13 protein-coding genes are annotated in these 15,532 nt (G+C 44.3%); all 13 read right to left on the reverse strand.

Annotation, left to right across the window (positions count from 1 at the left end):
• Window positions 1-9 precede the first annotated feature (9 nt).
• The 13 genes from pyk to thyX all read right to left on the reverse strand — a co-directional run bounded on the left by pyk (window position 10) and on the right by thyX (window position 15,515).
• Window positions 10-1,761 carry a pyruvate kinase gene (pyk, locus tag B4J50_RS00175; protein ID WP_286846308.1) on the reverse strand — a complete coding sequence of 584 codons (1,752 nt, stop codon included), beginning with the start codon at window positions 1,759-1,761 and terminating at the stop codon, window positions 10-12.
• Window positions 1,762-1,802: 41 nt separating this feature from the next.
• Window positions 1,803-5,234, reverse strand: coding sequence for a DNA polymerase III subunit alpha (dnaE, locus tag B4J50_RS00180; RefSeq protein ID WP_286846310.1), 3,432 nt, complete (start codon window positions 5,232-5,234; stop codon window positions 1,803-1,805).
• Complete coding sequence (gene dnaX / locus B4J50_RS00185; protein ID WP_286846312.1) at window positions 5,231-7,051, reverse strand: DNA polymerase III subunit gamma/tau; 1,821 nt, start codon at window positions 7,049-7,051, stop codon at window positions 5,231-5,233. Before dnaX ends, dnaE begins: the two co-directional genes overlap by 4 nt.
• Before the next feature lie 88 nt (window positions 7,052-7,139).
• Window positions 7,140-8,222, reverse strand: coding sequence for a M48 family metalloprotease (locus tag B4J50_RS00190; protein WP_286846313.1), 1,083 nt, complete (start codon window positions 8,220-8,222; stop codon window positions 7,140-7,142).
• Between the two features lie 13 nt (window positions 8,223-8,235).
• On the reverse strand, window positions 8,236-8,700 hold the full coding sequence (gene flgN / locus B4J50_RS00195) for a flagellar export chaperone FlgN (RefSeq protein ID WP_084043916.1): 465 nt from the start codon (window positions 8,698-8,700) through the stop codon (window positions 8,236-8,238).
• Window positions 8,687-9,154 carry a flagellar export chaperone FliS gene (fliS, locus tag B4J50_RS00200; RefSeq protein ID WP_024822453.1) on the reverse strand — a complete coding sequence of 156 codons (468 nt, stop codon included), beginning with the start codon at window positions 9,152-9,154 and terminating at the stop codon, window positions 8,687-8,689. The genes flgN and fliS overlap by 14 nt, the downstream gene beginning before the upstream one ends.
• 71 nt (window positions 9,155-9,225) lie before the next feature.
• On the reverse strand, window positions 9,226-9,678 hold the full coding sequence (locus tag B4J50_RS00205; RefSeq protein WP_286846314.1) for an HPP family protein: 453 nt from the start codon (window positions 9,676-9,678) through the stop codon (window positions 9,226-9,228).
• Window positions 9,679-9,691: 13 nt separating this feature from the next.
• Window positions 9,692-10,624: a 1-phosphofructokinase family hexose kinase gene (locus B4J50_RS00210; protein WP_024822455.1), complete on the reverse strand. Its 933-nt coding sequence runs from the start codon at window positions 10,622-10,624 to the stop codon at window positions 9,692-9,694.
• Between the two features lie 69 nt (window positions 10,625-10,693).
• Complete coding sequence (trxB, locus tag B4J50_RS00215) at window positions 10,694-11,881, reverse strand: thioredoxin-disulfide reductase (RefSeq protein WP_286846315.1); 1,188 nt, start codon at window positions 11,879-11,881, stop codon at window positions 10,694-10,696.
• Window positions 11,882-11,954: 73 nt separating this feature from the next.
• Window positions 11,955-12,821, reverse strand: a complete 867-nt coding sequence (gene prmC, locus B4J50_RS00220; RefSeq protein WP_286846389.1) for a peptide chain release factor N(5)-glutamine methyltransferase — start codon at window positions 12,819-12,821, stop codon at window positions 11,955-11,957.
• Window positions 12,814-13,890, reverse strand: coding sequence for a peptide chain release factor 1 (gene prfA / locus B4J50_RS00225; RefSeq protein WP_024822458.1), 1,077 nt, complete (start codon window positions 13,888-13,890; stop codon window positions 12,814-12,816). Before prfA ends, prmC begins: the two co-directional genes overlap by 8 nt.
• Window positions 13,874-14,815 carry a DUF1385 domain-containing protein gene (locus tag B4J50_RS00230; RefSeq protein WP_024822459.1) on the reverse strand — a complete coding sequence of 314 codons (942 nt, stop codon included), beginning with the start codon at window positions 14,813-14,815 and terminating at the stop codon, window positions 13,874-13,876. The genes prfA and B4J50_RS00230 overlap by 17 nt, the downstream gene beginning before the upstream one ends.
• Window positions 14,816-14,819: 4 nt before the next feature.
• Window positions 14,820-15,515: an FAD-dependent thymidylate synthase gene (thyX, locus tag B4J50_RS00235; RefSeq protein ID WP_286846316.1), complete on the reverse strand. Its 696-nt coding sequence runs from the start codon at window positions 15,513-15,515 to the stop codon at window positions 14,820-14,822.
• Window positions 15,516-15,532: the final 17 nt, after the last annotated feature.

The raw sequence follows: 15,532 nt of genomic DNA on the forward strand, positions 1-15,532 counted from the left end.
ATATTTTCCTTATGCTCTCAATCGAACGCTGCCAGCATATACAACGCCTCGCACCCCATCTACTGTTACAGCCATACCGTCATGAAGGGTGGCAAGGGCATCTGCTGCACTCACCACACAAGGTATGCCAAGTTCAAGAGCTACGATAGCTGCATGACTGGTAAGCCCTCCCTGTTCCGTTATAATAGCAGCGGCTTTCCCCATAGCTGGAACAAAATCTTTATCTGTTTGCTCTACCACAAGAATATCCCCTTGTCGCATTTTTTGATTCGCTTCTTCCGCCGAGCGGGCTGTCCGGACAAATCCATACGCTTCTTTCTTAAGAAGAGAGAGCCCCTTCACCAAAATGTGGCCCACTGTATGGACCTGTAACATATTGGTAGTGCCAGGAATGCCCATGGGGACTCCAGCTGTAACTACAACCAAGTCTCCTTCCTTGACAAATCCCCCTTCAAGAGCAGCAGACAGAGCATTATCCACAGCTTGCCCCTGATCATTGATTTCCCCTACCAAAAGAGGTTCCACTCCCCAATATAAAGAAAGCTCACGCCATGTTCGCAAAACGGGAGTCGCTCCCACAATAATACAGGGAGGACGGTGCTTGCTCACCATTTGAGCAGAACTTCCACTTCGGGTCAAAGAGAGAATAGCGGCGGCCCTCATCTCCCGAGCCACTTCTACAGAGGCTCCGCTCACAGCATCAGGAACTCCTGCGCTAAGCTGCTCTCGATGTAAAGGGTGTTGCCATAAATCCAAATCTTTTTCTACTCTGGATACAATACGATACATGGTTTCCACAGAAGGGAGAGGATATGCCCCTTTCGCAGTCTCCCCCGACAACATAACAGCATCTGCCCCATCTAGAACTGCATTTGCAACATCGCTGGCTTCTGCTCGAGTAGGGCGTGGGTTTCTAATCATAGAATCAAGCATTTGCGTAGCCACAATGACAGCTTTCCCGCGAGATTGACAGAGATCTATAATCTCCTTCTGAACTAAAGGAACTTCTTCTGTAGGAATTTCGACTCCAAGATCTCCCCTAGCTATCATAACTCCATCTACTACATCTAAAATTTCGTGAATAGAGTCTACAGCCTGGCGGGTCTCTATCTTAGCAATGATTTTCATCACGCCGCCAGCTTCTTCTATAACCCGCCGAACATCCATAATATCCTTCTGGTTTTTAACAAAGGAAACTGCAATATATTCTAATTTATTCTCTAATCCCCAATGTATATCGGCCTTATCCTTATCCGATAGAGCAGGTAGAGATATCTTAGCTCCAGGAATATTAACCCCTTTCCTTTCTCCAAGCTCTCCACCTACAATAACCTTGCAATGGACATCAAGCCCAGAGATTCTCTGAACCCTGAGATGAAGAGTTCCATCATCTATAAAAACATCTTGACCTGGAGTAACTTCTTCTGACAAAGCTGGATAATAAACGGTTACTTCGTTTTCATTACCGTCTACCTCTCTGGTGGTCAGAATTATATCTTGACCTTTTTTCAAAAAGGCAGAACCCCCACGAAGAGTTCCGGTCCTAATCTCCGGTCCTTTCGTATCTAGAAGCGTTGCTATAGGGCGTCCCCTGTCTCTTTCCACTTTCCGGATAAGATCAAGTCGTGCTTTATGCTCTTCATAAGAGCCATGGCTGAAGTTAAATCGAGCGACATTCATACCCGCTTCCGCCATAGCGTAAAGCATTTCATAACTAGAGCAAGCCGGTCCAATAGTACAGACAATTTTAACTTTTTTCATCCTTCAGACCCCTTTCACAATACAGCGCTTCTCTTCCAATTTTAACAGCACACTTTATAAGCTTCTTCCGACAGAAGGGGAGCAAAGCCCTTTTCTTTTACACTAGGACCGTCCACTTTTACTCCATCTAAAAGAATTACAGCACTACCAACCCCATTCCGGACTTCAAGAAGTACTGGAGAGCGGCCCGGAAAACTTTTGAGGGACCGGAAGAAACCTTTTAACGCATCCATGGGGAAAAGAGATGCTTCAAGAACAATACGAACATAGGGAGACACGTTCTGCTGAGCTTCCTGAAGAGAAACAACATCTCGAGCTATAACACTGTTTTCTCCCCGCTCGTTAAGAGTTCCACGAATAATGCAAATATTTCCAGCCTCTATATTCCCTTTTATGGAAGCCCATGTTTTAGGAAAACAAATAACCTCCACCTTTGACTCTGCATCTTCTAATTCCAAGATTCCCATAGGATCTCCCTTTCGGGTATATTTTTCCTGAACAGAGAGGATCATCCCACCTATCTGTGGACACTGATTCCTCCCTCTCCAATATTTCAAATCGCTGATCCGACACGTACAGTATCGGGAAACTAAAGGTTCATATTGAGCAAAAGGATGCCCTGATATATAGAGTCCCACAACTTCTTTTTCCATATCTAGCCGTTCATAGATGCTGAATTCTTCTATATCCGGAAGTTCTGGCTCGACTTCTACTCCATCCTCACAATCGTCAAAGAGACTGAGAAGGGAACACTGATTCTTTTCTTCATTTTGTCTTTGAGCCAAAGAAATGAAATCAGGCAAAGCTTCCAGCAACTGATGTCTATTCTGAGAAAGATCATCAAAAGCTCCGGCTTTAATGAGGTTCTCAATAACTGACTTATTGACCGTTCTTAAATCCACACGACAGACAAAATCCCATAAAGAGGAAAAAGCCTTACCGCTATCTCGTGCTTTTAATATAGCCTCTACCGCAGTATGACCCGCTTTAGCCACAGCTCCCAGACCAAAACGGACCACTTCTCCTACAGCGGTAAATGATTCCATGGACGAATTAACGTCTGGGGGAAGGACTTCTATGCCCGAATTGCGAACTTCACGGACGTAGCTTGCCATAACATCTTTCTTTGAACCAATCTGGCTTGATAGGTAGGCGGCCATAAACTCAGACCGATAGTTACATTTTAAATACGCCGTTTGGTAGCTGATCAAAGCATAGGCAGCGCTATGAGATTTATTAAAACCATACCCGGCAAACTCTTGAATAATATCGAAAATTTCTTCGGATTTTTTCTTGGCCACTCCATGTTGGGCACAGCCCTCCACAAATTTTATCCGTTGCTGCTCCATAACCTCTACTTTTTTCTTCCCCATAGCGCGCCTTAAAAGGTCGGCCTCACCGAGAGTGTATCCTGCTAACTTAGCTGCACACTGCATAACCTGCTCCTGGTAAAGGATAACTCCATATGTTTCTTTTAGCACCTCAGATAAGGCTGGGTGAAGATACTCTACAGAAGCCCGGCCATGCTTTCGTTCTACATATTGGTCTACCATGCCACTACCTAACGGGCCCGGACGATAGAGCGCCAATACTGCTATCAGGTCTTCAAAACAGTCCGGCTTCATCTTTCGAAGAAGCTGACGCATTCCTGTAGATTCAAGCTGAAAGACCCCAAGAGTGTCGCCTCTTTGCAACATGGAATATGTCTCGGAATCATTGAGAGGGATACGGTTCAGATCTGGCGCTGGTTTCCCATTGAGGCGGATGTTTTCCACTGCTTCCTCAAGAACAGACAGGGTTTTCAATCCTAAAAAATCCATCTTTACAAGCCCCAGCTTTTCTATGGGCTCCATGGGATATTGGGTAACTATCTGATCATCACCAATTTTGCGAACTGGGACAAGATCAGTAATAGGCATTGGCGTAATAACAACTCCAGCGGCATGTTGTGAGCAGTGGCGAGCAAGTCCTTCTATTTTAGAGGCACTATCAAGTAACCTCTTCACCGCTAAATCGCTATGAACAACTTCTTGAAGATCTGAACTCTGTTCCAGGGCTTCTGGTATGGATTTAACGCCTTCCGGTATAAGTTTGGCTATTTTATCTACATCGCCATAAGGCATGCCAAGCGCTCTTCCAACGTCTCGAACAGCCGCCTTGCTTTTCATTCGGTCAAATGTAATGATCTGTGAAACTCTGTCCGCTCCATATTTTTGCACAATGTAGTGCAGCAATTCTTCTCGGCCTTTATCAGATACGTCAGTATCAATATCGGGCATACTGATTCGTTCGGGGTTTAAAAAGCGTTCGAAGAGGAGGTTATATTTTAAAGGATCCAATTCCGTAATCCTCAAGCAATAAGCTACAAGAGAACCAGCAGCAGACCCTCGGCCTGGGCCTATAGGAATGGCAAGATTCTTTGCTGCCCTTATAATTCCAGCAACAATAAGAAAATATCCTGCAAATCCCATTTTTTTAATGATTGAAAGCTCGTATTTAAGTCGTTCACTATATTCTTCGGGAACTAGGTTCGTGCTAAGGCGCTCTTTTAAACCGGCCCATGCTTCTTTTTCCAAGTTAGATTCAAGGGTTTCACCCTCAGGAAGGTCAAAGCTTGGCAGTTTGTAATCTCGAGTTCCTAATTCAAAACGTACAGAACATCGCTCTGCAATAGCTACCGTGTTATCCAGTGCGTCAGGAAGATCTCCACCGAGCAGCCTATCCATCTCTTCTGGCGAGCGAAGATAGAAATCATTAGTGGAGAAACTCATCCGATCTTGATCGTTTATAGTTGCGTTCGTCTGAACACATAAGAGAATCTCATGCCAATCATAATCTTCCTCATTTAAATAGTGAGCATCATTAGTAGCCACTAAATTAAAGCCATTTTTCCGCGCCATCTCTACTAAAGCTCTATTTATGACGGCCTGCTCAGGAATTCGGTTATACATAATCTCAAGAAAGAAATTGTCAGCTCCCATAATATCTCGATACATTTCTGCTCGACTTAGCGCTTCTTTTTCTTTCCCTTCCAAGATCAGTTGAGGAATTTCACCTGCAATACAAGCCGAAGACGCTATAATTCCGCTACTGTAACGGGAGAGAAGATCGTGGTCGATTCTTGGCTTGTAGTAAAATCCATCTGTATTGGCGATGGAAACCAATTTAACTAAATTATCGTACCCCTGCTGGTTTTCTGCCAAGAGGAGGAGGTGGAAATTCTTGCCCTTCCTCTCTCTGGACGTATGTCCATCAGGATCTACGTACACTTCGCAGCCAATAATAGGTTTTATTCCAGCAGCTAAACACTTATCATAAAATTCAACGGCACCATACATCGTTCCATGGTCAGTGAGAGCTACTGCTGGCATGCCCCAGGAAGCAACCTTTTCTGCTAGTTCTCCGCAACGAATGGCACCGTCAAGAAGGCTATACTCGCTATGAACATGTAAATGTACAAAGGGGCGTGTCATTCCTCTGTCAATCCTCCATCCAACTCATCTGCTTCTTCCTTCCTTACCCAAAGAACCTCTCCTCCTCCTAATCGAAGAACCGCCTCCACTAATCCCGAAAAAACTGTTTGTTCCTCTAACGGATCGTCATCCTGCTCAGGTAGTTCCTGAGAAGGCGAAGGAGGCATTGGAACATCGTCAAAAGGGAGTTGGGGAATGGACTCTCTTCCATCAAAAAAAGGACCTATTGGTACATTATCGATTTTTTCTTCGTTTGTCCCTTCACGTTTTATAATTTTTTCCCCACATATAAAAGATAAAGACAAATGCCCATTGAAGATTTCATCTATCAATCGTTGCAATAGGAAAGAATTTCTCTCTATTGTGAGCAACTCAAAAAGATAAGTGCACTGTTCCGGCAAAGAGATATGTATCTCCTCATTCATAAAAGCAACAGATGCAGGTATCAATGCACTATGAAGGTGGATCTCGCTATCTAAGAGTCTTGTCAGTACTTCTTCCCATTTATTTTCCAACTCGCAATCGCACGGAACTTCTGGCGAAACCTTTGCTACAGAGGTTTCTTCTACAAGAGAAACAACTAATGCTTCCTCTTTTGCTGGAATATTGGGAGCTACTGACATTGTAAAAGAAGCTGAAGGGAGAGGAGCTTCCTCGTTTAATCCCTTTAAAATGTCGTTTTTTGTTGTTTTTTTCTCTTCCGACACCATAGTTGTATTATGGGAGATAGTGCCTAGAGACATTAACTTATTCAAGAAAAGCCCAGACAACACATCGGTCCGCATCCCCATCCGTACTTGCGGAAGAACCCCCACACAAAAATCCATGAGAGACAGCAGCTCTTCCGGGCTCCAACAACGAGCTTCTTTTTGGAGAAACTCTGTTTCAGCAGAAGCTCCCTCTATTATTTTTAAAGCTCCTTTTCCCCACATTGCAGTAATCCATAAATCTCGAAAAACAACGAAAAGATCTTCCACCACTTTAAATGGAGAAGCCCCTCTCCTGAACATATTTTGTAGATCCGCCAAGACATCAGGGCCACCGTCATGAAGACGAGAAATCCACCTCTCTAATTCAGGGCGACTTCCTCCTCCCAGGAGATGATCTACAGCTTCCATTGTTATTTCTTCCCCTGTCAAAGCCATGACTTGTTCAAGTAGAGAAAGCGCATCTCGCAAGGCCCCATCAGATTGTCGTGCTATTTCCCAAAGAGCTTCTTCCTCTGCTAGACGACCTTCTTTAACCGCAACTTCTTTAAGATGCTTCTCAATATCCCCTATGGCAATTTTTCTAAAAGGAATATGCTGACATCGAGAACGAATAGTAATAGGGACTTTGTAAGGCTCAGTTGTAGCTAGAATAAAAACCACATGGGAAGGGGGCTCCTCTAACGTTTTCAACAACGCATTAAAAGCCGAGAGAGAGAGCATATGAACTTCGTCAATGATATACACTTTGTAAGAAGATGCAAAAGGGGACAAGGAAACATGAGTTTTAAGCTCTCGGATTTCATCTACGCTATTATTAGAGGCGCCATCAATTTCTATCACATCTAAGCTTTCGCCTCTATTTATAGCCTCACAACTGGAGCAGCTATTGCAAGGTTCTGCTCCTTCTCCTCGCGAAGTACAATTAAGGGATTTGGCAAGAAGACGCGCTAAAGTGGTTTTACCACATCCTCTTGGTCCCGAGAAAAGGTATGCATGACTTACAACCCTTTCCTCTAATGCTCGAGTTATAACATGAACAGCAGCTACCTGACCAACTATCTGATTAAATTGTGTCGGCCTGTAACGACGATAAAGTGACACGGACATATAAAGCTCCCCTTTCGAGGATATAAAACTATCTATGTTATTCTATCACCTAAAGGATTCGGGGGAAAAACAACAGAATCGCAAAAATTTAATGCAGGTAATCTGCGATAGGGTGAGCGTTTTTTGCTTTTAATAGAATTTCAACTAAATTAGAACGAAAAAGCTCCAAAGATTCTACTCCCTCTGGTAACGGTTCAGACGCAATGATCATATTCCCAATTCGCAATCCCTTGTTATGCGTCTCTGGCAACTCAATAACTTGCAATTCATAAGGTGGCAATTCCATTTGAAACGATATATCAAGTTTTTGCTTTGCTTCCAGGAAAAAATCTTTTACTTCCGGGCAAGCTGGGCCACTCCATACTTGGAATTCATCGACAAGCAACGCCATCCTTCCACGTTGCTCCTGAGTAGTGACGACAAGCTTATGAAGAGCCTTCTTACGTTCAAGAGGCCAACCATTCTTTCGAATTTCCTGCGTAAGATATGCAACTCGTTCTTCAACGTAAGGGTGATCCATAAAAATCCCTGGATCTACATATGGATGGCGTAATTGCTCTTCCGCCAATCCTTCCATAACTGTTAACATGGCTGCTGACGGATATCCTGCCTTTACGAGAGCTTGCAATCCTTCTACATCTGCTTCGCGCTCTAAATCTCGGCTATAAGAGTTTGTTATAGCTATCTGGACCATGCTCGCTAAAAGAGAAGGTGCGGCTTGACCGCCAGTGGCAATAATAAGGGCAAGAGCAATAACAGAGATACGTTGAGAACGAGCCATTTGCACCATAACATGGCTACGGTCCGCATGTATCATTTCATGGGCAAGAATAGCTGCAATTTCGGCATCGCTATGTAAAAAATCAAGAATACCGGTAGTCATATAAATAGTTCCGCCAGGGAGACTAAAGGCATTCACCGAATTTTCCTGGATAATGCGAACATCATAGGGAAGAGAACGGGTCATATGAAATTTAAGCTTTTCTAAAATCATGGACAAACGAGCAGTTTTAGCAGGATCTGAAATCCTTTCCCAACGCTTCTCCACTTCAACTGCTACCTTCTGCCCCAATTTAATCTCTTTCTCCATATTTTCCGCTGCAAACGTTCTTACAGAGAGAGAAAAGATTAAAAACAGAGCCGCACTAAGAATTCCAATCCTATTTTTCATACATTGCCTTTCCTCACAAAGCTCCGCCAGATTTCATGTAGCCATGAAAAGCTGCTTTCCCCTTGTTCAGGCGCCCCATTTCCTTTCGCAATTCTGAAATGTGTTCCTCCAATAGCGCTTGCACATGCTCTTCTTTTGCTAAGACAGAAGTTACTAGCTCTCGAATTTGAACGATGAGATGTGAAAGAGAAAGGAAGCCTTGCGACTCCATATGGTGCTCTACAGCAGACCAAAAAACAGGCCCTTCACGCCCTTCCGTCACGCCTAACCCTAACGCAACCTGCTCCCATTGTTCCTGAAGAAGTTGTTGCTTAGAAATCACACCTTGTTTCTGCTGAAGAATCTCCAGAAGCTTCGCCATATCTCCTTTTTGAACACAATCCAACTCTTCATCAACATATTCTTCTAGTTGACGATAAAGGGAGATTTCTGACGACAGCAACTCGACAAGTCTGGATTCGAGATTATCCGGCAACATTAAACCCCCCAGCTGTAAGCCCTGGACTGGGCTTGTTTTCAACAGAAGCTGCTTCACTGCGTTCAGTCACTATCTTCTCAATCGCCTGCTCCCATGTATCTCGCAGCTCTTCTAACATTCCCCGAACGAGGGAGATAATATCGGGGGCTTTTTTCATATTACCCTCTATTAATTGACGATACATAAAGTCATATAAAGACAGCAAATTCTCCGCTATTTCTCCGCCTTTATCTACATCTAACGTTATAGTAAGCTCCCTCACAACCTCTTGAGCCCTGAGAACACAAGAATTTGCTTCCTCTAGTTCCCCTTTGCTCAACGCTAACTCTGCCGCTCTACAGTTTTTGATCCCAATATCATATGTAATAAGGAGAAGCTGCTCTTTAGAGGCAGTTTGAATTTGCGTTACTAGATATTGATTAATCTGAGCGTTTCGGCTGTTATTCATGACCATTATAAACTCCTCCCCTCATTTTATATTTGTCGGCTGTTTGGAGGAAAGGGTTTATCCTTTTTACTCTTGATTTATTCTTGAGGTTCTTCTCTCATGATATATTCTATGAGATGAGCCCTACTTACAAAACCTAAGAGAGACCCATCCTTCCTCACTACTGGAGCCATTTTAAGTCCTTTTTGTATAAGAGAAAGGGCGACATGAAGATCTGAATCATCTTCAGAAAAAGCGATGACCTTTCGAGTCATATATTTCCCTACAAATTCGTTCCCTTTTTGACGGAGTTTTTCGCTCAATTGGTTAAAATCCGGAATAAAAGCTGCTCCTGACAAATAATCACAATACCCTGGCAAAGAAGCTTTAATAATATCTTTCTCACTAATAAATCCAACCAGAATTCCTGTCTCGTCAACAACTGGCAAACCTGTGAGATTGTGTTGAGACAGAATTTCAATGGCCTCTCGCAATGTAGTATTTTCAGTTACAGAGGTAAGATCTCTATCCATAAGTTCCCCGATTCGCATAGCATTTGCCTCCCTATTCAAGACGCTCTAGTTGAACGCGTGGCATCAATGCCTCAATAGCCTCTCGACTTGTAAAACCTTTTTCTACATGCATAGCATCTTCCCACGCACATGCCATGGCGAATCGAATGCGATCCTCTACAGCCATCCTTTCTTCCCCTCCAACTATAAGACCTGTTATAAGAGCATCAGCTGTCGCAAAGAGAGAGAGAATAGAACGACGATCGGACACTGCTAAATATATACCCTGAGGTGTAAAAAACACGTCTCCATAGACATGATACGATGTAACTGCCCATTCCACCCCTTGGTCATGAAGTTTCGAAACAACCTCTATTATATTGTCTAGAGAGGTAAGGGATATTCCCGACATTCTTGACATAAAACGATGATCAATTTTTGCTATTGTAGGTCCAGCCTCAAGGGCTGACTGTAGGGAAGGACCAGCGGCATCTACTATGGTTGGGATATTAAACTCTTTCGCCATGCGGATGAGAACCCCATAAACGTCTTGAGGAATACCAGGAGGTAAGGATCCCCCTAAAACGAGGAGTCGAGTCCGTTGAAGCATCCTCTCGAAATTTCGAAGGAAACGATCATAAGCTTCTTCAGGAATATAAGGACCGGGTTCGGATAAGCCTGTTTCTACATGTCCCGTTTCATCAATAATATAAACATTTGTACGAGTCTCACCCTTGACGTGCACAAAATTCGTAGTGAGCCTCTCTCGTCGCAATGCATCTCGTATATAAGCACCATTAAAACCAGCAAGGAATCCCATAGCGGCTGACTCGTATCCAAGTTGTCCCAACATCATGGAAACGTTAATCCCCTTGCCGCCGGGGGTTCTAATAGCATTTCGGGAACGGAACCATCCGCCAGGTCGAAACTCCGAAACGACAAACTCCTCATCTACAGCGGGATTCAGCGTAACCGTAACTATCATTCTTTTCTCCCCCCATGAGATAAAAGGGAAGGCAGATAGACCCACCTTCCCTTTACTAAGGACAAGAGGCTATTTCAGGAGTTCAGAGATTTCAGAAACGGAAGAAACAACCTTCTTAGAAGCAACGACTCCTTTTTTCAGTTCTACGACTACGGGCATCTTCTCCAATGCTAGTTTCCCTACCATTCTGGCATTGCGGTATCCGTCTATCAGGGCAACCTTTTTCCCTGTCTTTTTACTCATTTCTTCCACTTCATTGGAGAGCCGGACCTGTGCTTCATCAATGCTCGAATAGAAGAAAGCCACCACTCTTTCAGGGTCCAAAAGAGTAGATCGAAGGTGAACCTGCTCATTAATATATGCAGATGCAGTCATGGCCGCAACAGCACCATCAGCAGCAGCAGTAACTACCTGTCGGAGCCCCTTATCTCGAACGTCTCCGGCAGCAAAGATACCCTCTACAGAAGTCTCCATGTTGTCGTTGGTTACAATCCAACCGCCTTTTTTGGCCTCTACGAGTCCACGAATACACTCATCGTGAGGAGCCTGGCCTACAAAAACGAAAACCCCTGCTACGGGAAGATCAGAAATTTTACCTGTCTTCACGTTCTTCAGCACTAGATTTTCAACCATGCCATCGCCTTCGATTTTTTCAACAACACTGTTCCAAATAGGCTCTATTTTAGGATTAGCCAAGGTTCTGGCAATAGCAGCTCTATCCGCTCTGAACTCGTCACGGCGATGGATAATGTAAACCTTAGACGCAAAAGTGGTAAGATAATTTGCTTCCTCTACCGCCGTATTTCCACCACCTACAACAGCTATAACCTGATCTTCAAAGAAGGCTCCGTCGCAAACGGCACAATAGCTGACACCAGCCCCAATGCGCTCTGCCTCCCCCTCACAGCCCAGCCGACGGAAATAAGCACCTGTAGCAAAAATAACCGCCTCGGCTTCTATTTCTCCTTTATCTGTTACTACCACTTTAGCTCCATCGCGAACCTCGATCTTCTGAACTTCGGCATCTCGGAACTCTGTGTTAAATTTCTCAGCATGTTCACGGAACATATTTCCAAGCTCCTGCCCGGAAGCATGAACAACTCCTGGCCAGTTCTCAATTTCCGCTGTGATATTAATCTGACCACCGGCAACTCCTTTTTCGATAAGAAGCACATCAAGCCCAGCCCTACGACCATAAATAGCGGAAGTCAAACCAGCAGGGCCAGCTCCGATGATCACGAGCTCTCTTTTTTCCATACCAACATCTCCTCCTCAGCTCTATCCTGAAATGGAATAAATAATATATGATCCCCATAGATCACCTGGGTCATTATACACGACACCAAACAGCGATGCGATAGAGACCATTATGGTCCTTCTTTAAGTGAGAAAAACGGAGATGATCTACCGACAAAGAGGCCAAATGTTCTGCTTGTTGGTCATCCCCTACCTCTACAATTACAAATCCTCCACGTTTAAGCCATTGAGGCGCTATGGCTAACAACATATAATAGAAAGAAAGTCCGTCAATACCACCATCCAGAGCATTTCTCGGCTCATATCGGGACACTTCTTCCATAAGATTACCTATTATGGCAGTTGGGATATAAGGTGGATTACTAATAACTATATCCAAACTCCCTTCAGAGATAGGAATATCTTCTGGTATTTGAGTATGCCATAAAAGACATCGATGAAGGACGTGATAATTACGTAAATTTCTCCAAGCCCAAAAGAGGGCTTGCGGGCTTACATCTGCAGCTATCCCCCGAGAATCGGGGCGTTCCAGAAGGATAGTAGCGGCAATACAGCCACTCCCTGTCCCCCAATCTAAAAAGCAACCTCCAGAAAAAAGACTCAAAGCTTCTTCCACAAGAAGCTCTGTTTCTGGCCGTGGAATAAGACATCCCGCACCTACTAAAAAATCCCGCCCCCAAAACCCCTCATATCCCATTATATACTGCAATGGCTCATGTTGGAGTCTCCTATCCACCATAGATTCTAATAGGAACCCCTCTTCTTCTGAAATAAATATCTCCCGTTCACAGGCAAGAAGCTCTCCTCTGGTTATTTTTTTCAAAGAACAAAGAATCCATTCTGCCTCGTTAAGCGGATTGGGGAAGCCTGCTTCTTGTAAAATCGCAACAATACTCTCTTTTGTTTGTTCAAGAGAGCAACCTATGAAAGATTTATGCACTTTCAAGTCTTTTCAGCTTCTCCGTTTGATCCGCCATTGTGAGGGCATCAATCATTTCGTATATATCCCCATCAAGATACTGATCCAGCTTGTATAAAGTTAAACCAATTCTATGATCTGTAATACGGTTTTGCGGAAAGTTATATGTTCTAATCCGTTCTGATCGATCTCCCGATCCAATCTGGTCGCGACGCTCTTCCGCAAGCTCTTCCGACTGTTTCTCTTCTTCCATATCATACAATTTGGCTCGCAGATATGCCATGGCTTTAGCTCTGTTTTTAATTTGAGAGCGCTCATCCTGGCATGTCACAACAATTCCCGTAGGCAGGTGAGTGATACGAACAGCTGAATCTGTCATATTAACATGCTGACCACCCGCTCCACTTGAACGATATGTATCTATCTTCAAATCTTCTGTGCGAATCTCTACATCTACAGCCTCAACTTCCGGCAACACGGCTACGGTAGCTGTTGAAGTATGAATGCGCCCCCCAGCCTCTGTAACCGGCACTCTCTGTACTCGATGAACGCCTCTATCAAATTTCAATTTACTATAAGCGCCATGTCCATCTATTCTAAATATAATTTCTTTAAGGCCACCAATACCCGTTTCATTCGATTGGATAACCTCTATTTTCCATCCCTCTCGCTCACAGAAACGGCTGTACATTCGGAAAAGATCTGCCGCAAAAAGGGCTGCTTCTTCTCCCCCTGCTCCTCCCCGTATTTCCATAATAACGCTCTTCTCATCGTTAGGATCCACAGGCAATAACAACACATGAAGCTCTTTCTGTATTTCTTCAAGAAGAGCTTCTTTCTCTTTTATTTCTTCTTTAGCCAAGTCCTCCATCTCCGCATCACCTGAATGAAGCAGTGACTTAGCCCCTTCTATATCCTCTTGAACCTTCTTATACTCTCGATACTTCAAAACAGATGGCTCCAAATGAGCATGTTTTCGGGCTAACTGCTGTATCTCTTTAAGATTAGCGGCTATCGCCGGAATTGCCATCTGGCGTTCTAGTTCTACATATGCTTGCTCTAACTCTTCAAGTTTATTCTCCAAATTCATTATTTCTTTCACCTCCGGAATAATCATCAAACACCCTGCCAAGAGCCTCTTCAAGCGCTGCTATCGCTACTTCTACCTGTTCGCGAGACGGCTCCCGTGTCGTGAGATACTGAAAAGACAAAGCAGGCCACAAGATGATCTTCCCAAACGTTTTTACAGAAGAAGCTGCCCGAATGATCTCATAAGAAAGCCCCACAACTACTGGTAACAACAAAATTCTCATGAAAATCTTCCAGAAAAGACTTCCATGCCCTGCTATTGAAAAAACTATAATACTCACTATCACTACAATCAAGAGAAAAGATGTGCCACACCGAGGGTGAATTCTGGAACAGGACATAACATTATCCGGCGTCATGGGAAACCCAGATTCGAAAGCATTAATAGTTTTATGTTCAGCCCCATGATAACGAAAAACTTGCCGGATGTCCTCCCACATCCCAATCGCCGCTACATAGGCTACAAAAAATCCCCCCCGAACAAACCCCTCAATAATATTGCGCACGACTGAAGATAAATTCCACGCCTCGCTCGTCCAATGAGCAAACCACACAGGAAGGGCAACGAAAAAAACAATCACTGCAGCCAGGGCTACTAAAATCGACCCAGCAAATTCCAACGGGGTAATAGTATCATCTTCGCCTAACGCTATTTGAGCTGATCGATTTAAAGCTCGTATCCCTATCTTCAACATCTCAAACATAACAACGAGCCCTCGAAGAATAGGCAATTTCCAAGGGAAGAGTGCTGATCGCGCCACAGCGTCCCAATGCTCTCTCGCAATAGAGCCATCATGCTGACGAACAGCAAGCCCCCACATTTTGGGGCCACGCATGAGGACTCCCTCTATAACCGCCTGTCCCCCTACTGGCATTCGAGAATCTTTCCCGGAAAGAGACGGGCGGGAATCCTTTTCAGAATGCAACTGTTTATTCCTCCTCGAGAAGTTCCTCCACGGAACGGAAAGGTTTTCCACATGGGCGTGCTTCTCCGCACACCCCATTGACAACACAGGAAGGTCCAGCAAGAGCAAAAATAACGGGAGATACTTGACGAACCTCTATAAGCATTTTCCTTGCCAGCTCTTGGATTTCCCACTGGGCACGACGGCAAAGCCGCAGAGAGAAGAAATGTAAAAGCTCTCTGGCATTCATAGTCATTACCAAACTGGTAGTCCACCCATGGGGTAAAATATATCGCGCATCTTCTTTCGGCACACCCCGCTTTAGAAGTGCCAAATAGGTATTATGCGCACTTTCTACCTGATGGACAAACAGATCGGTCGCTTCTTTATCTGCTGCTACAGTTGGTGGAAGGACCACATTAGGTTCAACCATAGAGACATAACGCTGGCTTCTTTGGCTGTAACTAGCAATGCGATGGCGAACCAGCTGATGGCTCGTCACTCGACTTATTCCGTCTAAAGAGAATGTAAAAGAAGCATGCTCCAAGGGCGAGAGATGTCCGCTTTTTCGAAGATGTGTAATAAGAGATACTACAGAATCTGAATTTTGCTCCTCCATTATGGAAGAGGCTGGGACAGCGCTATAACAGAGACGGGCCGCTGCTGCCACAATACGATCAGGATCAGGAGTGTGCCCGAGTAAAATTACCTGACACGCCATACATTCATCAACTCCTG

Origin of the sequence: Aminobacterium sp. UBA4908 (assembly GCF_002398115.1) — a bacterium.
GTDB classification, from domain to species: domain Bacteria; phylum Synergistota; class Synergistia; order Synergistales; family Aminobacteriaceae; genus Aminobacterium; species Aminobacterium mobile.

What these genes read in the sequence shown, in the direction of transcription:
- pyk (WP_286846308.1), bottom strand. Translation starts at nt 1,761, where the DNA reads ATGAAAAAAGTTAAAATTGTCTGTACTATTGGACCGGCTTGCTCTAGT.
- dnaE (WP_286846310.1), bottom strand. Translation starts at nt 5,234, where the DNA reads ATGACACGCCCCTTTGTACATTTACATGTTCATAGCGAGTATAGCCTT.
- dnaX (WP_286846312.1), bottom strand. Translation starts at nt 7,051, where the DNA reads ATGTCCGTGTCACTTTATCGTCGTTACAGGCCGACACAATTTAATCAG.
- B4J50_RS00190 (WP_286846313.1), bottom strand. Translation starts at nt 8,222, where the DNA reads ATGAAAAATAGGATTGGAATTCTTAGTGCGGCTCTGTTTTTAATCTTT.
- flgN (WP_084043916.1), bottom strand. Translation starts at nt 8,700, where the DNA reads ATGTTGCCGGATAATCTCGAATCCAGACTTGTCGAGTTGCTGTCGTCA.
- fliS (WP_024822453.1), bottom strand. Translation starts at nt 9,154, where the DNA reads ATGGTCATGAATAACAGCCGAAACGCTCAGATTAATCAATATCTAGTA.
- B4J50_RS00205 (WP_286846314.1), bottom strand. Translation starts at nt 9,678, where the DNA reads ATGCGAATCGGGGAACTTATGGATAGAGATCTTACCTCTGTAACTGAA.
- B4J50_RS00210 (WP_024822455.1), bottom strand. Translation starts at nt 10,624, where the DNA reads ATGATAGTTACGGTTACGCTGAATCCCGCTGTAGATGAGGAGTTTGTC.
- trxB (WP_286846315.1), bottom strand. Translation starts at nt 11,881, where the DNA reads ATGGAAAAAAGAGAGCTCGTGATCATCGGAGCTGGCCCTGCTGGTTTG.
- prfA (WP_024822458.1), bottom strand. Translation starts at nt 13,890, where the DNA reads ATGAATTTGGAGAATAAACTTGAAGAGTTAGAGCAAGCATATGTAGAA.
- thyX (WP_286846316.1), bottom strand. Translation starts at nt 15,515, where the DNA reads ATGGCGTGTCAGGTAATTTTACTCGGGCACACTCCTGATCCTGATCGT.